Origin of the sequence: Thalassotalea sp. SU-HH00458, assembly GCF_040362795.1 — a bacterium.
Lineage (GTDB): Bacteria > Pseudomonadota > Gammaproteobacteria > Enterobacterales > Alteromonadaceae > Thalassotalea_H > Thalassotalea_H castellviae.
Genome location: NZ_BAABWW010000002.1, coordinates 125,732 through 144,555 on the forward strand (window position 1 = coordinate 125,732; position 18,824 = coordinate 144,555).

An 18,824-nucleotide genomic window follows, 5' to 3' on the forward strand; every position below is an offset into this window, starting at 1 on the left:
TTAAATTATTGGACATTATTAATGATGAATGCTCATGAATATGCGATTCAAGCAAACGGTTCTTTCGCACTGCCAGATGCTTGTTTTAAAGTAAAATCGTTAATGGAAGATGAAAGCTCTACTATTGAAGATTTTGCCAATGTGATCAGCGTAGACCCTTCAATGACCTCGCGATTACTTCAAATTGCCAATAGTGCAATTTATAGTTTTCCTGGAGAAATTAGTACCATATCACGTGCAATTACAATTATTGGTACACAAGCGATTTATAATATGATGTTAGTCGATGTTGCAGCATCAGCTTTTAAGCATTTTTCAAATCAAGCTATCGATCTAAAACGTTTTTGGCGAATGAGTGTTTTTTGCGGGTTAGCCACGAAAAACCTTGCGATAAAATCAGGAATTCGCGATATCGAACGTCTCTTTGTTGCGGGACTGTTACAAAATTTTGGTGAGCTAATTGTGGCTAAAATCAGCCCAGAAATTGCGAAAGAATGTGAAGGTTATTCTCCAGAGAACTTACCTTGGCAATTACAGCATGAACTATTGGGTTTTAGTTATACTGATGTTTCTGCAGAATTATTAAAAATTTGGCAAATTCCAGAAAAAATTATTTTACCAATTCGCCATTACAATGAAGCACATACCATTCAAATCAATAAAGATGTCAAAGTGCTATATTTAGCATCACGGTTAGCATTAGTTGATTCACACCCTGAAACTTTTAATTATGATGATACGATTGATGAGTCATTGTGTAAAAGTTTAGCGATATCTACCGATGATTTGAATGCTGCGGCAGATTTTGCCAGCCAAGAAGCTGCGAATATTTTACAAATTATGGATGCGAAATTATTTACACGCTAATCAGGTAAGAGATATTAATTCATTGGTTTTAATATCATTTTTATTCGAGTAAATGCAATGGGTGAACTTATCTGTACACAACGTTTACGTAAACGATAATGTTAGGCAAGACATTCTCACGAAACCTTGCTAGCATCGAGCATCAAAAATAAAGGCTGTCCAACATATCGAGATAGCTTAATAAAAATTATAACAAGTAAGAATTATCATAAGAAGGACATCATGACTGCATCTAGAGAACATTTTAGCTCACGCATCGGTTTTATTTTGGCGGCTGCAGGCTCCGCTGTTGGTATCGGTAATTTAGTTGGTTTTCCTGTTAACGCAGCTAAAAACGGTGGTGGTGCATTCTTAATTATGTATGCACTTTTTGTATTTTTTATCTGCTTACCGGTTATGATTGCCGAAATGGCGGTCGGTCGTAAAACGCAAAAAGAACCGGTTGGTGCATATAAATCCTTAAGTAATGACAGTAAGTTATGGGGGGCTGCTGGGTTTTTAGGGGTGCTAACACCATTTATGATCGCGGTATTTTATATGGTGCTGACAGTATGGTTATTTGGCTACATTGCGTTAACCCTTTCAGGAAATTTAGATTTTCTCGCGAGCAATGAAGGTTTTGGTACCTTTATCAATAGTCCTTATCTTTTTATCGCCATGGCGGTTGTGGCTGGCATCATTAATTTTATATTAGTGGCGGGTGTGAAAGACGGTATTGAAAAAGCGGCCAAAGTGTTAATGCCGACATTGTTTATTATGCTGATCTTAATGGTTATTTTTGTTTTAACTTTAGAAAACTCGATGGCAGGGGTGAAATTTTTTATTATTCCTGATTTTTCTAAAATCACGCCTTCTGTAATCAATGGTGCGCTTTCGCAAGCGTTTTTCTCATTATCGCTTGGTATGGGGATTTTAATCACTTACGGCTCCTATATTAACAATAAAACGGATATTGCTAATTCTGCTAAGTTAGTAGCGATAACTGATACTGCAGTGGCTTTTACTGCTGGTTTAATGATTTTACCGGCTGTTTTCTCGTTTAACCCAAATGTAAATACAGCGGAACTAAGTGATAGTTCGGTGTCATTAATTTTTACGTTTTTACCTAAAATATTTTTAGCTTTACAGGTTTCAATTGGCTATATCGGTGCGAGTTTAGTGGCGGCATTTTTCTTTATTTTAGTATTCTTTGCTGCTATCACGTCACTTGTTTCTATTTTAGAAGTACCTGTATCTTATTTAGTGACTGAAAAATGTCATAGTCGTAAAAAAGCATTAACTATTTTATTAATGACCGCAGGTACTTTAGCGGTGTTTGCAACGGTGTCATTTGGTATGGTGGCCTTTTTCACTGAGTTCACAAACTATGCCGGTGGTTCACGTTCTTTCTTTGATGTGGTTTACGATATTTTTTATGACACTATTTTGCCGTTAAATGGCTTTTTATTGTGTATTTTTGTGAGTTACCGCTGGAAGAAAAAACAGCTTACCGCTGAACTATCTGAAGGGAGTGACAGCTATGCAGGCTCTTGGGTAGAAAAATATGTCAATTTTTCATTAGGTACCTTTATTCCTGTGATTGTGTTCTTTATTTTTATTAATACCGTAGCGACGAAATTTTTCGCGATAAATCTTTTCGGTTTTTAATCAATCGTTAAACAAACTGTAAAAAAGGCCGTGTAATTTGATATAATTATTCGGCCTTTCTTTTTATATTTCTTGCAAATGATTTCTTATATTACGCAACACCTTGAAACAAGTGATTTAACTCAATGCCAACGAATTTTTCATGGTAGAGGACATGCTTATCAATCGTTTGAGCATATTAATGTTGATTGGTTTTCTCCGGTAATTGTTATCACTTTATATCAAGCTGTTGACCAGCAATGGTTGGCTGAACAAGTTGATGCGTTATCACAGTTAGCAGCTTTTCAAGCAAAATGCTTATCAATTCAGGTGCAGCATCGTTATCAAAAATATGCGCCGATAGAGGTGTTATGGGGTGAGCCTATTACGGCTACCATTGTTGAAGAGCATGGTCTGAATTATCATATTCAATTAGGAAAGTCTCAAAATCTGGGCTTGTTTTTGGACATGGCCAACGGGAGAAAATGGCTCTTAGATAATGGCAAAGATAAGAATATTTTAAATTTATTTGCTTATACCTGCGCGTTTTCAATTGTCGGTATTGCCGGTGGTGCCAAACAAGTTATTAATATTGATATGGCTAAAGCTGCGCTTGCCAAAGGACGTGAAAATCATAAGTTAAATAAACAAGACCTTAGCCGAGTAAAATTTGAAGGCGTTGATATTTTTAAGTCTTACGGTCGGCTGAAAAAACATGGTCCTTATGACATTTTAATCTGCGATCCTCCGTCCTTTCAAAAAGGTAGTGTCGATATTGAGCGAGATTACAAAAAAATCATTCGCCGTATCCCAATATTAGTTAAACCGAAAGCAGACCTTTTGCTGTGTTTAAATTCTCCTGATTTAGATGAATCATTTTTATTAGACGAAGTTGCCCGAGAATGCCCTGATTGTATTTTTCAAGAAAAAATCAGCAATCCAACGGTATTTGTTGAAGCAGAAAGAGGGAAGGGGTTGAAGGTATTACGGTTTAAATATTTACCCTAATACCTTTACATTTATGCGTTGATGAAGACTTTAATTTACGACAATTCTAGCTGCAAGTAGAATTAAAAAGCTGCCAGTAATTTTATCGATAATATAACTATTACGTTTCAGTTTTTCTAATATTGGTCCCCGAGAAAACATAAAGGCGACAATTAAATACCATAAGGTGTCGATGATACCAACGGTTGAAACCATAATGATTTTTTGTTGATAACTTGCTTGGGTATCAACGAACTGGCTAAATAATGCTAAGAAAAATATTGCTAATTTAGGATTTAAAAAAGCAATTAAAAAGCCGTCTTTCCAACCATTAATCACTTGTTGATTCACTTCTGTTGCAAGTTGATCTTCTTGAAGGTCAAAATTTTGCTTTTTACTCATCAATGCCTTAATACCCAAATAGATTAAAAAGGCTGCGCCTGCATATTGGATGATTGAAAATAGCATCGGAGATTGCACAATAACCACACCAATACCTAAAGCGGTTAATGCCGCGTATAAGGCAACACCTGCACCATGACTAATGGCTGTGGCATAACCTTGCTTAGCACCACCAAAAAGAGTGTTTTTAACTACTACAGCAAGACTAGGCCCAGGCGATAATGCGCCCATGACACAGATAAAAGCTAACGATAGCCATAAATGAAATTCCATTAATCGTCCTAATTCATATTTCTAATTCGTTTAAAACTTGCGAATCTTGGCACACCTCGTTTAGTTTTACCAATAAATTGATAGGTTATTATTGCGCCAATAGGGGGTGGATTTTTACGTTGCAGATCAGAAAAGCCGGTGCCTATTTTAAACTGCAGCCCTGATTGAGTTTCTACTAATAAAGAACCAAGCATTTGTTGGTATTTTCCTTTTCCAGGAATATGTTGAATTACCCGTGCTTCCGCGTCTTGATACTTTTTTAGTTTCATTAATTTTTTGCTGCGCCCTTGCTGATATAAAGCATCTTGATGATGTAGCATTAATCCTTCGCCATGCTGTTTTACTACTTGATCTAAACGCTGGTAAAGCTCTGCTTTGTTCGCTATTTTCATTTGTTTGATCATTTTAAGAGATGAAGAGGAAGCTTGGCGAATAAGGGTTTTCATCGCGATAATTCGTTGGGAAAATGTGCCTTTATGCCCAGGTAGATCAAAAATCATAAAGCGTAATGTTTGCCAGCAAGCATTGTTGTCTTTTTGCAAAGAGACACAAGATGCGGTGCTTTCAAAAGCGTTTCTACCACGCCATATTTCGCCATCCATGGCTGTGTTGGGCCAGCCCTTAGTGAACCAAGGAGGCAGATTTATTTCATTTCCTGAGCGACTAAAAAGTTTTGTGCCATTCCAATAACCTCTAATTCCATCTAATTTTTCACTGACCCAGTAATCTTGTATACGGATATTTTCTTGTATGACTACGCCATGTTGAATAGGAGGCTGAAAACTAGGCTTTGTTAAGCTAGCATTAGAAGGTTTTTGTGCATAACCGCTAAAGACAATGAAACTAAGTGACGTAACTAATAAATTACTGATAACTGACATGATGAACATCCTTGTTCTTGTAATTGATGACATCAGTATAGCGATAAATTTAACTTTCACCGAGTAGAGTAAAAATGTACTACACTGAAAAGCTAACAAGGATTGTTAAAAGGAAATAAACATGCGATTTATGTATGTGTTTTGCATTATATTTTATCTCACCTCTTGCTCTGTATGGGCTACTAAAAAAGCGTGTCAGCCATACTTGGATAAGCTTCGCAATATTCAATCGCAACAGCGAGCCGGTTATAGTAATAAAAAAGGACGTTCGCTTGCTGACCGTGAACAAAAAGCACGCGATAAATGGTGGCTTTGCCAACAAGGAAAATTAAAAACAGCTAAGAATAAAAACACCAAGAAAAAAACTAAAAAAACACATAAAGCAATGGCAAGTATCAAGCAACTCCCTACATTACATTCGATTTCAAAATCTGATCCTAAAGCACTAAGTTTTACAAGTTCATTAACGATTAAAGCCAAATTTAAAGGCAGAAAGCAACAAGCTTGGCTGGATTATTATCAGCAGCCTAAAAAATGTCAGCAACCAAAATCAACGAAAATTTTTGCATTTTGTCTAGAAGATGAACAACGCCAACAAGCTGAGTTTGATCGTCAATATCAAACTATGACTTATTAAAAAGCAATTTTTTGGTGTTTTTCACACCTTAAATCATTAATGAATCATACAAGCTCTTGTAATTAAAGTTAATTTTTTTTGGATTGATTGTTGCTTATCTTTATAGACAAAACCAATGTTAGTGATCATGCAACAATCAACTTTAAGGTGGAAAACGATGGGAAGAGCAATTAAAAATACTTTGATATCACTGGTGGGTTTTATCTTTGTTGCGATTGGACTGATTTTTATTCTACTACCAGGTCCGGCAATATTATTTTTGCCACTAGGACTAGCACTGCTAAGTTTACAGCATGAATGGGCGAAAGTATGGTTAAAACGATGCCAACGGCTGATGAGAAAAAGTGCGGTACAGCTTGATAAAATGTGGCTTAGGTTTAAATATCGAAAGCCATAATCGAATCTTTCAATAGTATTTCATTAATAAAGCGTACTGTTTTCGTACGCTTTATTGAAAGTGAGTGTAAGTTAACAAGTTACGTTTAACTAAGCTTTATCACGGGTTGATTACGCCACAAATTTAGCTTTTTTGTCATTGTATTCTTGGACAATCGCATCGATAACAGATTGCTCATAAGGGCGTAAGCCACTTAATAACATATGCTTTTTCCCATGGCCGATTTTTTTACCGTTAGACATTAAGTTAAAAATTAAATCAGCAACACCACGTTTCCCTTCAATCGATAGCGTTGATGTGGCGAGTTCAAGATTTACTTCATGAAAATTAAGTGTATCAAGGTGAATACTCATGCTTTCATACATGACCATAGGGCGTGTAGGGTTGATCATTACTTGCTTTTCAGCCATCAAAGCAACCAGAATATGTGGGAATGTGTGACCTGAAAATTCTACGTAAGCTTTTGTTAAAGCACTGATAGTCGTTACTTCTTTAGTATTTTCTCCGCTGACATCTATGGTTAAATATTCTTTATCATTTTCATCGATAATGGCTGCATGCGATTCAATATGATCAGGGAATATCAATTCAACACCATCGTTGACCATGCCTGAAAAGGTAAACTTCATTTCTTGGGAAAGACCTGACTTTTCTAATGTTAAAGAAAATAGTAAATCGCCGGGCACACAAAACCTTTTTGCGTCTACGTCGTGCAACGGATTAAAATCATCAGCAATTTTTTTGGCAAAATCACTTGCTTGTTGACGAGTGAAATTAATTTTACCCGCAGCGTTATTACAATAACTTTCTAAAAACATAAATACACTATACTCATTAAACACAAAACCGAACTATTCTAACAGTTGTTTCAGTAAAAATCGAAATAATATAAGGATGTCCTTACAAAGCAGACCAGTAAAATCAAGGGGTTGAGCGTACACTTGTACTGTAATTAGCCATTGAATGCAGAGACGAGATTTTCTTTTTCTTTTTTGGTAAGTTGCTTTAATTGGTATTCACGTTGACAGGCTGTTTTTCTATCTAGGGCAGTTTCTTGATAGGCGAGAGAGACAGGTCGGCGTACACGTGTATATTTAGCTCCTGTTTTGTTGCACTGATTGTGTTGAGCAAGGCGTCTGGCGATATCAGTAGTGACACCCGTGTACAGACTATTATCTGCACAACGCAGTATGTATACGTACCAATTTGAAGGTTTTGACATGGCGGAATGTGCGACGATTAAAAATTTTCGATGGAGTAGTGTGCCATTTTTCCTTAACATGTCGATATAATATTTTAGAAATGGTAAATCAATGCAAACAGAAGTAGGCGCATTAAGAAAGATGACAGCTCAATTAGATGAGCAAGGTCATGTTCACTATCAATTACCTATTGGCGAGCAATTATTGCCGCTAAATGAATTAATAGGTAAGCAACTCACCCTCATTTATCATGAGCATATCAGTTGCTCTCATTGCGGAAGGAAAACTAAAAAGAGCTTTTCTCAAGGCTATTGTTATCCATGTATGCAAAAACTTGCTCAATGCGATATGTGTATAATGAAACCGGAAACGTGTCATTTTGAACAAGGAACTTGTCGTGAACCTGAATGGGGTGAGGCGAATTGTTTTATTCCTCATTATGTTTATTTAGCAAATACTTCAGGCTTGAAAGTGGGGATCACTCGTCATACTCAAATTCCAACTCGTTGGATAGATCAAGGGGCTACTCAGGCTTTACCAGTTTTTAAAGTGAATACTCGCTTACAGTCAGGGTTAGTTGAAATAGCACTTGCGGAGTTTATTGCCGATAAAACCAATTGGCGAACTATGCTAAAAGGTAATGCAGAGCCTATGGATTTAATCGCAAAGTCTCAAGAGATAATTCCGTTAATTTCTGAGAAATTAAACGATATTCGATTAAAATTTGGTGAAGATTCAGTTGAACAATTATCCAATGACATGGTTGAACTGAACTTTCCTGTTGAAGAATTCCCAACAAAAATTGTGTCGCATAACTTTGATAAAAACCCTGAAGTGAGTGGGATCTTACAAGGTATTAAAGGGCAATATCTATTCTTTGATACAGGGGTTATCAATATTAGAAAGTTTTCTTCGTATCATATTCATGCGTTGGTCAATTAATTAAAATAACTGGTAAATTGTGTCTATAATAAAAAATATCACGCTAGTGTCGTTGAAAGGAATTAAAAGTGAGTTTTTATATATCACGTGTTAACCGTAACTTTTCAATGATTTTGTTAATAAGGTAAAGCAGATGGATGCTATGGATTATGCCGAAAAGGCGAATGAAATTTTTGTTTTATCAGACTCTTTTATCCGTATTAAAGAACTTATTGATGATGAAGCATCGACCATCGATGATATTTCTGATGTCATTTTAATTGACCCGGCTTTAGCGGCAACCATATTAAAATTGGCGAACAGCTCGTTTTTTAATTATCCCGGTAAGATAGACACCATTTCAAAAGCGGTTTTAGTGCTTGGTATCACAGAAGTTTATAATTTGGTGATAGCTTATTTTACCACTAAAGCTTTCAAGTCTATTTCGGCTTCTGCTGAATTCTTAGAATCTTTTTGGGAGCAAAGTGTCGATTGCGCACTGATGATTAAGTATTTAGGTTTTAAATTAGGAGTACCTAAGGCTGAACGTTTATTTATATTGGGTTTACTGCATAATTTAGGTGAGCTGGTTATGCAGCAATTTCAAGCCGAACAAGTGGAAATGGCCAATCAAATAGGTAGCAAAGAATTACCATGGAACAAACAACAAGAAGTGTTTGGTTTTACCTATGCCGATTGCACCGCAGAGTTATTGAAACTTTGGCAATTACCCTATAATTTAATTGAGCCTATTCGTTTTCAAAATGAAGAAGATTTCCAATACAGCACCATGGAAACGAAATTGTTATATACGGCTAAGCGAATGATGCAACTAAACCGCCAATGTAAATCACATGCGCAAGAAGACGTGTTAACGCGTGAAAAACTAACTGTCTTATCGCTTCAACAAGATGCTATATCAGAAGCAAATGATTATTGCGATATGGAGCGTTTAGGTATTTTAGCGGTATTAAACCCAAGTGCTGCAATGATTTATTAATAACCTATTAACAATTTATTCTACTTATATAAACGGCGATTATTGCTAATAATCGCCGTTTTTTCTTACTTACCGTAAACATGCACCAACTATCAACACTATTTTTAACTCCATGCACCAAAGTGGTGCTTAAGTAAGCATTCAAATCAATATTTTATTTGTAACCTCTTGTTTAGTAATGCTTTATTTCTATTGGTATAACAATTGAATATTCATTGTCAAACTATAAAAAGGGGTAATAAATGAAACTTATTAGCGCAATTATCAAACCGTTTAAATTAGATGATGTTCGAGAGGCCATCTCTGAAATCGGTGTTGAAGGGTTAACAGTAAGTGAAGTAAAAGGGTTCGGTCGACAAAAAGGTCATACCGAACTATATCGTGGTGCCGAATATCAAGTTGACTTTTTACCTAAGGTAAAACTTGAAATTGCCGTAAATGATGATGTTGTTGAACGTTTAGTTGAAACCATCACTAAATCTGCCTACACCGGAAAAATCGGTGACGGAAAGATTTTTGTTTACAACCTTGAGCAAGCCGTACGTATTCGTACTGGTGAAAATGACGTAGAAGCACTTTAAGGGGAATATCATGGAACAAAATATCTTTCATCTTCAATATGCCATGGACACGTTTTACTTTTTAGTGTGTGGCGCATTAGTCATGTGGATGGCTGCTGGCTTCTCAATGCTAGAAGCAGGTTTAGTTAGAGCTAAAAATACCACAGAAATATTAACGAAAAACGTCGCGCTTTATGCGATTTCTTGCATGATGTACTTAGCATGCGGTTATGAAATTATGTATGGCGGCGGTTTCTTTTTGTCGGGCATAGAAACAGTTGACGCAGACGCAGTATTAAAATCTTTCGCTGAACGTGAAGACGGCTTCACTGGCGGAGCAATTTATTCAGCGGCTTCTGACTTTTTCTTCCAAGTAGTCTTTGTTGCTACAGCAATGTCGATTGTTTCAGGTGCGGTTGCCGAGCGTATGAAATTATGGGCTTTCTTAGCCTTTACTGTAGTTTTAACCGCGGTTATTTATCCAGTGGAAGGTAGCTGGACATGGGGTGGTAATGCCGTATTTGGTTTATACACACTCGGTGATTTAGGATTTTCTGACTTTGCCGGTTCTGGTATTGTTCATATGGCAGGTGCTTCAGCGGCATTAGCGGGTGTATTATTGTTAGGTGCTCGTAAAGGGAAATACACAGCTGACGGTCGTGTCAATGCAATCCCAGGTTCTAACTTACCATTAGCTACGTTAGGTACATTCATTTTATGGATGGGTTGGTTTGGTTTCAACGGTGGCTCAGTATTAAAGTTAGGTGATATTGGTAATTCACATTCAGTTGCTATGGTCTTTTTAAATACTAACGCAGCGGCGGCTGGTGGTGCGGTTGCAGCATTAATCTTAGCTAAAATTTTATTTAAGAAAGCTGATTTAACGATGGCATTAAACGGTGCCTTAGCGGGTCTAGTTGCTATTACTGCAGAACCTTCTACGCCAACAGCATTGCAAGCGACATTATTTGGTGCCATTGGTGGTATTATTGTTGTCCTTTCAATTGTTAGCTTAGATAAATTAAAGATTGATGATCCAGTGGGTGCTATCTCTGTTCACGGTGTCGTTGGTTTGTTTGGTTTATTATTAGTGCCAGTAACAAATGACGGTGCATCATTTAGTGGTCAGTTAATTGGTGCTGCTACTATCTTTGCATGGGTATTTGTAACAAGCTTTGTGGTTTGGTATGTACTTAAAATAACTATGGGTATTCGTGTTACTGAAGAAGAAGAATATGAAGGTGTTGATAAAGCTGATTGTGGTATGGAAGCCTATCCAGAATTCACAAACGGTTAATTAACAACGAAAGTATTGAAAAGCAGCTTAATCGCTGCTTTTTTTGTGTGTTAAATTTGAGCCGTTATAACAGTCAGTGGTGATGACGGGATTTACCTTGTCATAAATAACGATGTTTTCTTTTCTTTATTAAAGGTTTATTATCTCTACCAAGTTTTGTGAGCAAGTTAAGCATCACAAAAATCTTATTTATTGAGGGCAGTATGGCAAGAGAACAATTTGGTATTTGCGCAGAGCCGAGCTTACATGGCTATTATTTAATGTTTAATGTATTAGATGATAAAAATGCGCATATTCGCCAAGCATTATCACGTTTACCTGCTTTATTTGATAAATATGCGGATCGCTTTTCTGAGAGTAATTTAACGGGCGTTGTTGCAATTGGTGCAACCTATTGGGATGAACTCCACCCAGAATCTCGCCCTAAATTTTTGAAGTCGTTTACTGAAATTAAGTGTGATGATCGTATTGCTCCTGCGGTAAATTATGATTTATACATTGAGGTCAGAAGCGATCGCGCTGATGTAAATCATATTGTCGCAGGTAAAGTATGTGCCTTGTTGGCTGACAGTGTTGAATTGATTGAGCAAGTGCGAGGTTTTCGCTTCCTTGATGGCCGTGATTTAACCGGTTTTGTTGATGGCACCGAAAACCCTCAAGGTAGACATCGCCGCCAGGTAGCCTTAGTAAATGACGAACAAGACGCAGACTTTGCCAGTGGTAGCTATTTACACATTCAACGCTATCGTCATAACCTAAATTTATGGAATAGAATGAAAGTGAAAGAGCAAGAAGATGTATTTGCTCGCACGAAAATTGATAACGAAGAATATACCAGTGAAAACAAGCCTGAAACGTCCCACATCAAACGTACTAGCATAAAAGATGATGAAGGCAACAGTATTGAAATTGTCCGTCAGAGTATGCCGTACGGTGATATGAAATTACAGGGCTTGTTTTTTGTCTCGTACTGCCGTTCACCAGAACCTTTTGAATTGATGCTAAAAAGCATGATTGTAGGGGACGAGCATGGCAATTTTGATCACATGCTCAAATATACCCAAGCAGAAACGGGAGCCGCGTTTTTCGCCCCCAGTTTGAATATTCTGGCTAAGCTCGGGTCTGTTGCCCCTTAATATCAGCCTCTGTTAAAGGCTAATTTTTAAGATCACAAGGTGAATAGAGTGTTATGTAGTTACTCTCGCCTTTGGTATCTCCGATAACAGCTCTTGCGTTATTCTGTGCTTTCGAGTTATGAACCATATCAAAGGAGAGCATAGAAATAACCATATTGTACTTGGTTCAGGCACTTCAACAGTTCCTGTCAGTGGTTCTGAAAATGAATAAGATATAAGTGTATTATGAGGTGTGGGATTATAAAAAGAATCTGTTGGGCTTACTGCAAAGGACTTGAAAATCAAACCATTACTTTGCAACCCTAGCGGAGAGGCACTGCCAGTACTTGTAGCAGTAATAGTATGACTTGGGTCATCTATCGTAGAATGCTGAAATCGAGCAGACTTAAATGTAGCAGATTCTACATATAATGGAGACGCTTCATCAACTATAGCTATACGGGGCTCAGCCATAAAATTACCAGTAAAACTATCTATACCAATCAGGCTGTTTAGCGTATTGATACCGTCGCAAAATGTGGCGAGGTTGACGGAAGCTGGAGTGCAATGATCTGTACCTAAGAATAATCCTCCTCCACGCAAAGCCATTTGTTCTGCATAATTTAGGAGCATAGGATTTTCTTGCCCATCATTGAAGCCAAGAGCTTGGTTACTAGAACTCGTCCAAAGCGAAGATAAAATTCTTCCGTCTGTAATAACGTTTTTATTTTGTTTTTGTTGATACCAATTTGCTATCTCTTGATAGTTAAATAAATGGTTTGCCGAGTTATCTGCAAGAGGAGAAAGGTCAAATACAAATATTTGTTCATAGTCTGAAAGGTTTGAGGCGGTATCGGTAAATAGGTTCAAAAATGTTACGTCATGTTCGATACTTAAAATATTATAGAAATTAGCCGCGTCCCTTTGATAACTGCTAGTATCGTAAGCGAACAAAATTTTACTCGCATGTGCAAAATTTGATGTAACGAAAGTAATTAATAGTAATAAGCTAAATAGTGTTCGCATTTATTATTTCCTTTGCATTCCCCTTAAAATTTTTGAATCAACATTATAAGAAAAAAGTAGCGTAATATCTACAATACCAAAGGGGCTTTATTTCCATGAAAAGTATTATAGTTTTCATGCAAAAATATAAACATTTAAAGCTATCGGTTAGCTCAACTGAAAGGTGGTATCGCACTAACTTAAAATGGCTATGATAAATTTTTAGAAAATAATAATTCTAATTTTTCAATGGTTTGTTTTATTTCACTGACGTTAGTTGGGGCAATAAAAATGGTGTCATCGCCCGCGATGGTGCCAAGTACACCATCACTTTTACTTAAACTATCTAATAAGCGTGCGATTAATTGTGCCGCGCCAGGGCTGGTACGAATGATAATCATCATTTCGTTATGTTCGATATCTAATACTAATTGTTTTAACGGGCTTTTTGCCGTTGGTACACCTAATTCAGCCGGTAAACAATACACCATATCTTGACGGGCATTTCGAGTTCTTACCGCGCCAAATTTACTGAGCATGCGAGATATTTTCGATTGGCTGATATTATCGAACCCTTGCAATTTTAACGCGTCAACGATTTCACCTTGAGAGCCAAATTGTTCTTGTTTTAATAAATCTTTGAACGCCTGAACGAGTGCTTCTTGTTTTTGTTGTAGTGTTGCCATAGTAATAGTTACGTTTCTTATGAATAAAAGCCTAAATATCGAATCGAGTAATACCTAAGTATTATTTCGTTGTCTGAATTATACGCTATCCTTATATGTCATTACACGATTAAACATTGTTTTTTGCCGGATAATACTATATCTTTTGCCGGCAAATATTTACGTAATTACTCAAATTTCGGAGACACCCAATGAAAGTAGCAGTATTAGGCGCAGCTGGCGGTATCGGTCAAGCGTTATCTTTATTATTAAAAACTCAGTTACCTGCAGGTTCAGATTTAGCTTTATACGATGTTGCGCCAGTAGTTCCTGGTGTTGCAGTAGATTTAAGCCACATCCCTACAGCGGTAAACGTTGAAGGATTCGGTGCTGACGACTTAGCTTCTGCGTTAAGTGGTGCTGATATTGTTATCATTCCAGCCGGTATGCCACGTAAGCCAGGTATGGACCGTGCAGATTTATTCGCGGTAAATGCTGGTATTATCAAAACATTAGCAGAAGGCATTGTAGCTAACTGTCCTAAGGCTTTAGTGGGTGTTATTACTAACCCAGTTAACGGTACTGTACCAATTGTTGCCGAAGTGTTTAAAAAAGCGGGAACTTACGACAAAAACCGTGTTTTCGGTGTCACAACTTTAGATGTTATTCGTAGTGAAGCTTTTGTTGCTGAACTTAAAGGCTTAAACGTTGCTGAAGTTAAAGTTCCAGTCATTGGTGGTCACTCAGGTACAACTATTTTACCTCTTCTTTCTCAAGTTGAAGGTGTTACTTTCTCAGATGAAGAAGTCGCTGCATTAACGCCACGTATCCAAAACGCGGGTACTGAAGTGGTAAATGCTAAAGCGGGTGGCGGTTCTGCTACCTTATCTATGGGCGCTGCTGCTGCTCGTTTTTGTTTATCTTTAGTGAAAGGTCTACAAGGTGAAGATGTTGTAGATTACGCTTACGTAGACGTTGCAGATGGTGATGCTGCATACTTTGCTCATCCGGTACGTTTAGGTGTAAACGGTGTTGCTGAAATCTTACCATACGGTGAGTTATCTGCTTTTGAAGAAAAAGCGAAAAACGATATGTTAGCAACATTAAACAAAGATATTCAAGAAGGTGTTGATTTTATCAACGGTTAATTTTTTATCTTTTGATAATAAAGCCAGTCTCAGACTGGCTTTTTTTATGGCGTGAATATTTAGGCTAGGTGTTTAACGAGGATTGTTGTTGATTTTCGTCGTTTAGTTTTAAGGCTGGTTTAAGTTGTTTAAGGGCACTTAAACTAAGTTGTGTGCCTATCATAGATAACAAACAGTAACTTAAAAAATAATAAAATCCTGTCCCAACATGCGATAACGTTTCACTACTTAAGATGAGATTAATTTTAAACCCAAAAACAGCTATCGTCTGCTGAGTTGCTGTTTCTGCGTGGTTAGTCGACAGCACCGCTAAAAATATCGCAATGACAAAAACATCTGCCATCGACCATTTACCAATAAAATTGACAAAAGCGACAAGTTTTTTTGCTAAGTGAATATTCTTTAAAAAATAACTGAGCGTTATTAACGCTGTTTTTAATACAGGGATTGCGATAGAAAAAAGAAAGATTAACGCGGCTACTAATATACGTTCATCTTGCCAAAGCTCATTAATGGTATTTAATAATGACAATTCTTTATTAACGATTTCAGAAGTTAAATTGCCATTCGCGATTTGGGCAGTAACCGCCATATTTAAATTAAACATGGGTAAATATATACCAGGAATAAAAAGGCCTATGGCGGCTAAGTTAAGAATAAAACCAAGATGTTTTCTAAGCATGTGTAACTCGATACCGTTAGATCAAACTGATGATTATGCTTTAAGCCGTTCTATTTGCCGCAATATGGGCTAATGAGATTAGCGCGTCTTTATAATCAGATGCTGGGATATTAGCCAGTGCGTTGATGGCTTTATCTGCTTCTTGTTCTGCAATTTTTTGTGTATACCGTAATGAACCTGTTTCTTCCATTGCTTGCAGTATTTCGTCTAAGTTGTCCATACCATTACAATGCTCTATTGCATTTTTGATCAATGTTTTTTGTTTTTCGGTGCCGTGCTGCATCGCGTATAACAATGGCAATGTTGGCTTGCCTTCTGCTAAATCATCACCGATATTTTTCCCCATTTCTTTGGCATCAGCCGTATAGTCCATAATATCGTCAACAAGCTGGAAAGCCGTTCCTAAATATTTACCGTAATCTTGCATCGCGAGAATTGTTGCTTTATTTTGATCAGCAACAACAGCAGCTAAACGAGTCGCCGCTTCAAAAAGCTTTGCTGTTTTGCAATAAATTACCTGCATATAGCTTTCTTCGGTGGTATTAGGATCATTACAATTCATTAACTGTAAAACTTCACCTTCAGCAACAATATTGGTGGCATCAGATAAAATATCCATAATGTCCATGTTATTAAGCTTGGTCATCATTTGAAAAGAACGGGTATATAAAAAATCTCCTACTAATACGCTCGCGCTATTACCAAAAAGTGCGTTGGCGGTTTCACGGCCTCGACGCATATTGGATTCATCAACAACATCATCATGTAACAGCGTAGCTGTATGGATAAATTCAATAATGGCAGCAATATCAATATGATTTGAACCTTGATAATTCAATGCTCTTGCGGCTAATACGGTTAACATTGGACGCATACGTTTGCCGCCAGCATTAACAATATAAACACCGAGTTGATTAATTAATGCGACATCAGATTGAAGTTGAGAATAAATAAGATCATTAACGGCTGTCATATCAGCTTGCGCTAATGCTTGTATATTTTTGAGATCCATAAAGCGAAAATAGTGACCTAATAGTTCAATTACCCAGAAATTTATATGTGCTCAAGTTTACACGAAATTCAATGATATAGAAGGCTCTATTGAACTGGAAAAATTATTCTTTATTAATTATCATTTATCTCTTAAATGTACTTGCGATCCCTAATATCTTCGCGTAGAATTCGCGCCCTATATTTTTAAATTTAAGCGTCAAATATAACATTGGCGCAGTACGGAGTAGCTATGTACGCTGTATTCCAAAGCGGTGGTAAACAACACCGTGTAACTGAAGGTCAAACAGTTCGTTTAGAAAAAATCGAACTAGAAGTTGGCGCATCAGTTGATTTTGATAACGTTTTAATGATCGCTGACGGCGAAAACATCAATGTAGGCGCGCCTTACATTGCTGGCGGTAAAGTAACTGCGGAAGTTGTTACTCAAGGCCGTGGTGATAAAATTAAGATTGTTAAGTTTAAACGTCGTAAGCATTCACGCAAACAAGCGGGCCATCGTCAATGGTTCACTGAAGTGAAGATTACTGGTATTAACGGCTAATTAGGAGCGATTAAAAATGGCACATAAGAAAGCAGCAGGTAGTACCAAGAATGGTCGTGATTCAGAGAGTAAACGTTTAGGTGTTAAACGTTTCGGTGGTGAATCAGTATTAGCAGGTAACATTATTGTTCGTCAACGTGGTACTCGTTTCCACGCAGGTGACAACATGGGTATCGGTAAAGACCATACTTTATTTGCATTATCTGACGGTAAAGTTCAGTTTGATGTTAAAGGTCCTAAAAACCGCAAGTTTGTAAGTATTGTTGCAGAGTAACAGTATTTAAGAATTGAAAAACCCTGCTGTTTGGCAGGGTTTTTTTTTGCAGCTATATTTGATCTAGCATTAAATAGTTAGGCTTTGTATCACTTAAGTGAATAAAATCGCTTATAATACATACAAGCAATTAGTTTTGGAGTGTTTTACAGCACCATGAAATTTGTAGATGAAGTTGAAATTCGCGTAGAAGCCGGCGACGGTGGTAATGGTTGCGTAAGTTTTCGAAAAGAAAAGTATATCGAATTCGGTGGTCCAAACGGCGGCGACGGCGGGGACGGTGGTGATGTTTATCTCATTGCTGACGAAGGATTAAATACTTTAATTGATTATCGCTTTGAACGATTTCATCGGGCAAAGCGTGGTGAAAATGGTAAAAGTCGTGATTGTACCGGTAAAGGTGCAGATGATTTATATTTGAAAGTACCCGTTGGCACACGTGCAGTTGATGTTGATACCGATGAATTGATTGGCGATTTAACCCAGCATAAGCAAAAGCTGTTAGTGGCAAAAGGTGGTTGGCACGGTTTAGGGAATACACGCTTTAAAAGTAGTACTAACCGAGCACCTCGTCAAAAAACTGATGGTACGCCGGGTGAAATTCGAAGCCTTAAATTAGAGCTATTATTATTAGCGGATGTTGGCTTGTTAGGTTTACCAAATGCGGGTAAATCGACACTCATACGTAGTGTTTCTGCAGCGAAACCCAAAGTAGCCGATTATCCGTTTACTACATTAGTGCCTAATTTAGGTGTAGTGCGCATTGATAATCAAAGTAGCTTTGTGATTGCCGATATTCCAGGGTTAATTGAAGGCGCAGCGGATGGTGCTGGATTAGGTACGCAGTTTCTGAAACATTTAGAGCGTTGTCGTATTCTATTACACGTGATTGACGTTTTACCTGCTGATGGCTCTGATCCGTTAGAAAATGCCAAAACTATTATTAGTGAACTTGAAACACATTCAGCAAAACTGGCGAGTAAACCTCGTTGGTTAGTGTTTAATAAGTTAGATTTAATACTCGAAGAAGAAGCAAAAGAGCTAACGGATCGTATTATTGAGGGGCTTGACTGGCAAGGTGAAGTGAGATCAATTTCGGCCTTCAATAAAATGGGTACTGAAGAACTTTGCCAAGGGGTAATGAAGTTTATTGACGAATTACCGGACGAAGTAGAAGAAACGCCAGAAGAAAAATCGGTTGAATTTAAATGGGACACTTATCATCAAGAAACAGTCGATGAGCTCGATGATGATCTTGATGATGAAGACTGGGATGAACACCCAAACACTTTTTACCCCAAAGAGTAACTATACACCTTGACGATGTGAG

At 37.3% G+C, this 18,824-nt stretch carries 22 protein-coding genes; 14 read left to right on the forward strand and 8 right to left on the reverse strand.

The genetic code is table 11. The annotated features are described in order from the left end of the window. Positions 1–21: 21 nt before the first annotated feature. The 3 genes from ABXH06_RS03515 (at position 22) to ABXH06_RS03525 (ending at position 3,501) form a co-directional block, all read left to right on the forward strand. A complete protein-coding gene (locus tag ABXH06_RS03515) occupies positions 22–867 on the forward strand; it encodes an HDOD domain-containing protein (RefSeq protein ID WP_311584220.1) in 846 nt (281 codons plus the stop codon). A gap of 222 nt (positions 868–1,089) precedes the next feature. Beyond that, positions 1,090–2,514, forward strand: coding sequence for a sodium-dependent transporter (locus tag ABXH06_RS03520; protein WP_311584217.1), 1,425 nt, complete (start codon positions 1,090–1,092; stop codon positions 2,512–2,514). A 78-nt stretch (positions 2,515–2,592) separates the two neighbouring features. Next, positions 2,593–3,501, forward strand: a complete 909-nt coding sequence (locus ABXH06_RS03525) for a class I SAM-dependent methyltransferase (protein WP_353517322.1) — start codon at positions 2,593–2,595, stop codon at positions 3,499–3,501. A 30-nt stretch (positions 3,502–3,531) separates the two neighbouring features. On the opposite strand, the gene ABXH06_RS03530 is transcribed toward ABXH06_RS03525, so the two are convergent. Both ABXH06_RS03530 and ABXH06_RS03535 read right to left on the reverse strand, forming a co-directional pair. Beyond that, entirely contained in the window at positions 3,532–4,155 is a 624-nt protein-coding gene (locus ABXH06_RS03530; protein ID WP_311584212.1) for a LysE family translocator, read from the reverse strand. Positions 4,156–4,163: 8 nt separating this feature from the next. Further along, on the reverse strand, positions 4,164–5,036 hold the full coding sequence (locus ABXH06_RS03535) for a DNA ligase (protein WP_353517323.1): 873 nt from the start codon (positions 5,034–5,036) through the stop codon (positions 4,164–4,166). Between the two features lie 121 nt (positions 5,037–5,157). Here ABXH06_RS03535 and ABXH06_RS03540 point away from each other — a divergent pair, with 121 nt between their 5' ends. Together ABXH06_RS03540 and ABXH06_RS03545 are read left to right on the forward strand one after the other, a co-directional pair. Next, positions 5,158–5,673, forward strand: coding sequence for a hypothetical protein (locus tag ABXH06_RS03540; protein ID WP_353517324.1), 516 nt, complete (start codon positions 5,158–5,160; stop codon positions 5,671–5,673). Between the two features lie 127 nt (positions 5,674–5,800). Next, complete coding sequence (locus tag ABXH06_RS03545; RefSeq protein ID WP_353517325.1) at positions 5,801–6,070, forward strand: PGPGW domain-containing protein; 270 nt, start codon at positions 5,801–5,803, stop codon at positions 6,068–6,070. Between the two features lie 110 nt (positions 6,071–6,180). On the opposite strand, the gene ABXH06_RS03550 is transcribed toward ABXH06_RS03545, so the two are convergent. After that, a complete protein-coding gene (locus ABXH06_RS03550) occupies positions 6,181–6,888 on the reverse strand; it encodes a DUF3581 family protein (RefSeq protein WP_353517326.1) in 708 nt (235 codons plus the stop codon). 134 nt (positions 6,889–7,022) lie between these two features. Beyond that, positions 7,023–7,352: a GIY-YIG nuclease family protein gene (locus tag ABXH06_RS03555; RefSeq protein ID WP_353517327.1), complete on the reverse strand. Its 330-nt coding sequence runs from the start codon at positions 7,350–7,352 to the stop codon at positions 7,023–7,025. A 61-nt stretch (positions 7,353–7,413) separates the two neighbouring features. Here ABXH06_RS03555 and ABXH06_RS03560 point away from each other — a divergent pair, with 61 nt between their 5' ends. The 5 genes from ABXH06_RS03560 to ABXH06_RS03580 all read left to right on the forward strand — a co-directional run bounded on the left by ABXH06_RS03560 (position 7,414) and on the right by ABXH06_RS03580 (position 12,186). After that, on the forward strand, positions 7,414–8,214 hold the full coding sequence (locus ABXH06_RS03560; protein ID WP_503012484.1) for a DUF2797 domain-containing protein: 801 nt from the start codon (positions 7,414–7,416) through the stop codon (positions 8,212–8,214). A 133-nt stretch (positions 8,215–8,347) separates the two neighbouring features. Then, positions 8,348–9,193 (forward strand): HDOD domain-containing protein, encoded by an 846-nt coding sequence (locus tag ABXH06_RS03565; protein WP_311584194.1) that lies wholly within the window; start codon positions 8,348–8,350, stop codon positions 9,191–9,193. Between the two features lie 242 nt (positions 9,194–9,435). After that, positions 9,436–9,774, forward strand: a complete 339-nt coding sequence (glnK, locus tag ABXH06_RS03570) for a P-II family nitrogen regulator (RefSeq protein WP_311584191.1) — start codon at positions 9,436–9,438, stop codon at positions 9,772–9,774. Positions 9,775–9,784: 10 nt separating this feature from the next. Continuing rightward, complete coding sequence (locus ABXH06_RS03575; protein WP_353517329.1) at positions 9,785–11,050, forward strand: ammonium transporter AmtB; 1,266 nt, start codon at positions 9,785–9,787, stop codon at positions 11,048–11,050. A gap of 203 nt (positions 11,051–11,253) precedes the next feature. After that, positions 11,254–12,186: a Dyp-type peroxidase gene (locus ABXH06_RS03580; protein ID WP_353517330.1), complete on the forward strand. Its 933-nt coding sequence runs from the start codon at positions 11,254–11,256 to the stop codon at positions 12,184–12,186. Between the two features lie 51 nt (positions 12,187–12,237). On the opposite strand, the gene ABXH06_RS03585 is transcribed toward ABXH06_RS03580, so the two are convergent. Both ABXH06_RS03585 and argR read right to left on the reverse strand, forming a co-directional pair. Then, the gene (locus ABXH06_RS03585; RefSeq protein WP_353517331.1) at positions 12,238–13,191 is read right to left on the reverse strand and encodes a hypothetical protein; all 954 of its coding nucleotides are present in this window, start codon (positions 13,189–13,191) and stop codon (positions 12,238–12,240) included. Between the two features lie 188 nt (positions 13,192–13,379). Next, the gene (gene argR / locus ABXH06_RS03590) at positions 13,380–13,856 is read right to left on the reverse strand and encodes a transcriptional regulator ArgR (RefSeq protein WP_353517332.1); all 477 of its coding nucleotides are present in this window, start codon (positions 13,854–13,856) and stop codon (positions 13,380–13,382) included. Positions 13,857–14,047: 191 nt separating this feature from the next. Here argR and mdh point away from each other — a divergent pair, with 191 nt between their 5' ends. Further along, positions 14,048–14,983 (forward strand): malate dehydrogenase, encoded by a 936-nt coding sequence (gene mdh, locus ABXH06_RS03595; RefSeq protein WP_311584178.1) that lies wholly within the window; start codon positions 14,048–14,050, stop codon positions 14,981–14,983. A gap of 64 nt (positions 14,984–15,047) precedes the next feature. On the opposite strand, the gene ABXH06_RS03600 is transcribed toward mdh, so the two are convergent. Beyond that, a complete protein-coding gene (locus ABXH06_RS03600; RefSeq protein WP_311584176.1) occupies positions 15,048–15,665 on the reverse strand; it encodes a paraquat-inducible protein A in 618 nt (205 codons plus the stop codon). A 40-nt stretch (positions 15,666–15,705) separates the two neighbouring features. Beyond that, the gene (gene ispB, locus ABXH06_RS03605) at positions 15,706–16,677 is read right to left on the reverse strand and encodes an octaprenyl diphosphate synthase (RefSeq protein WP_353517333.1); all 972 of its coding nucleotides are present in this window, start codon (positions 16,675–16,677) and stop codon (positions 15,706–15,708) included. Between the two features lie 231 nt (positions 16,678–16,908). Here ispB and rplU point away from each other — a divergent pair, with 231 nt between their 5' ends. From rplU to cgtA, 3 genes are all read left to right on the forward strand, one after another. Further along, on the forward strand, positions 16,909–17,220 hold the full coding sequence (gene rplU, locus ABXH06_RS03610) for a 50S ribosomal protein L21 (RefSeq protein ID WP_303449419.1): 312 nt from the start codon (positions 16,909–16,911) through the stop codon (positions 17,218–17,220). Between the two features lie 16 nt (positions 17,221–17,236). Beyond that, positions 17,237–17,494 carry a 50S ribosomal protein L27 gene (rpmA, locus tag ABXH06_RS03615; protein WP_303449418.1) on the forward strand — a complete coding sequence of 86 codons (258 nt, stop codon included), beginning with the start codon at positions 17,237–17,239 and terminating at the stop codon, positions 17,492–17,494. 156 nt (positions 17,495–17,650) lie between these two features. Further along, positions 17,651–18,802 (forward strand): Obg family GTPase CgtA, encoded by a 1,152-nt coding sequence (gene cgtA, locus ABXH06_RS03620; RefSeq protein WP_311584168.1) that lies wholly within the window; start codon positions 17,651–17,653, stop codon positions 18,800–18,802. Positions 18,803–18,824 lie beyond the last annotated feature (22 nt).

What these genes read in the sequence shown, in the direction of transcription:
- ABXH06_RS03525 (WP_353517322.1), top strand. Translation starts at nt 2,593, where the DNA reads ATGATTTCTTATATTACGCAACACCTTGAAACAAGTGATTTAACTCAA.
- glnK (WP_311584191.1), top strand. Translation starts at nt 9,436, where the DNA reads ATGAAACTTATTAGCGCAATTATCAAACCGTTTAAATTAGATGATGTT.
- argR (WP_353517332.1), bottom strand. Translation starts at nt 13,856, where the DNA reads ATGGCAACACTACAACAAAAACAAGAAGCACTCGTTCAGGCGTTCAAA.
- ispB (WP_353517333.1), bottom strand. Translation starts at nt 16,677, where the DNA reads ATGGATCTCAAAAATATACAAGCATTAGCGCAAGCTGATATGACAGCC.
- ABXH06_RS03600 (WP_311584176.1), bottom strand. Translation starts at nt 15,665, where the DNA reads ATGCTTAGAAAACATCTTGGTTTTATTCTTAACTTAGCCGCCATAGGC.
- cgtA (WP_311584168.1), top strand. Translation starts at nt 17,651, where the DNA reads ATGAAATTTGTAGATGAAGTTGAAATTCGCGTAGAAGCCGGCGACGGT.
- ABXH06_RS03550 (WP_353517326.1), bottom strand. Translation starts at nt 6,888, where the DNA reads ATGTTTTTAGAAAGTTATTGTAATAACGCTGCGGGTAAAATTAATTTC.
- mdh (WP_311584178.1), top strand. Translation starts at nt 14,048, where the DNA reads ATGAAAGTAGCAGTATTAGGCGCAGCTGGCGGTATCGGTCAAGCGTTA.
- rpmA (WP_303449418.1), top strand. Translation starts at nt 17,237, where the DNA reads ATGGCACATAAGAAAGCAGCAGGTAGTACCAAGAATGGTCGTGATTCA.
- ABXH06_RS03515 (WP_311584220.1), top strand. Translation starts at nt 22, where the DNA reads ATGATGAATGCTCATGAATATGCGATTCAAGCAAACGGTTCTTTCGCA.
- ABXH06_RS03535 (WP_353517323.1), bottom strand. Translation starts at nt 5,036, where the DNA reads ATGTCAGTTATCAGTAATTTATTAGTTACGTCACTTAGTTTCATTGTC.
- ABXH06_RS03585 (WP_353517331.1), bottom strand. Translation starts at nt 13,191, where the DNA reads ATGCGAACACTATTTAGCTTATTACTATTAATTACTTTCGTTACATCA.
- ABXH06_RS03530 (WP_311584212.1), bottom strand. Translation starts at nt 4,155, where the DNA reads ATGGAATTTCATTTATGGCTATCGTTAGCTTTTATCTGTGTCATGGGC.
- ABXH06_RS03555 (WP_353517327.1), bottom strand. Translation starts at nt 7,352, where the DNA reads ATGTTAAGGAAAAATGGCACACTACTCCATCGAAAATTTTTAATCGTC.
- ABXH06_RS03520 (WP_311584217.1), top strand. Translation starts at nt 1,090, where the DNA reads ATGACTGCATCTAGAGAACATTTTAGCTCACGCATCGGTTTTATTTTG.
- ABXH06_RS03575 (WP_353517329.1), top strand. Translation starts at nt 9,785, where the DNA reads ATGGAACAAAATATCTTTCATCTTCAATATGCCATGGACACGTTTTAC.
- ABXH06_RS03560 (WP_503012484.1), top strand. Translation starts at nt 7,414, where the DNA reads ATGACAGCTCAATTAGATGAGCAAGGTCATGTTCACTATCAATTACCT.
- ABXH06_RS03540 (WP_353517324.1), top strand. Translation starts at nt 5,158, where the DNA reads ATGCGATTTATGTATGTGTTTTGCATTATATTTTATCTCACCTCTTGC.
- ABXH06_RS03545 (WP_353517325.1), top strand. Translation starts at nt 5,801, where the DNA reads ATGCAACAATCAACTTTAAGGTGGAAAACGATGGGAAGAGCAATTAAA.
- ABXH06_RS03580 (WP_353517330.1), top strand. Translation starts at nt 11,254, where the DNA reads ATGGCAAGAGAACAATTTGGTATTTGCGCAGAGCCGAGCTTACATGGC.
- ABXH06_RS03565 (WP_311584194.1), top strand. Translation starts at nt 8,348, where the DNA reads ATGGATGCTATGGATTATGCCGAAAAGGCGAATGAAATTTTTGTTTTA.
- rplU (WP_303449419.1), top strand. Translation starts at nt 16,909, where the DNA reads ATGTACGCTGTATTCCAAAGCGGTGGTAAACAACACCGTGTAACTGAA.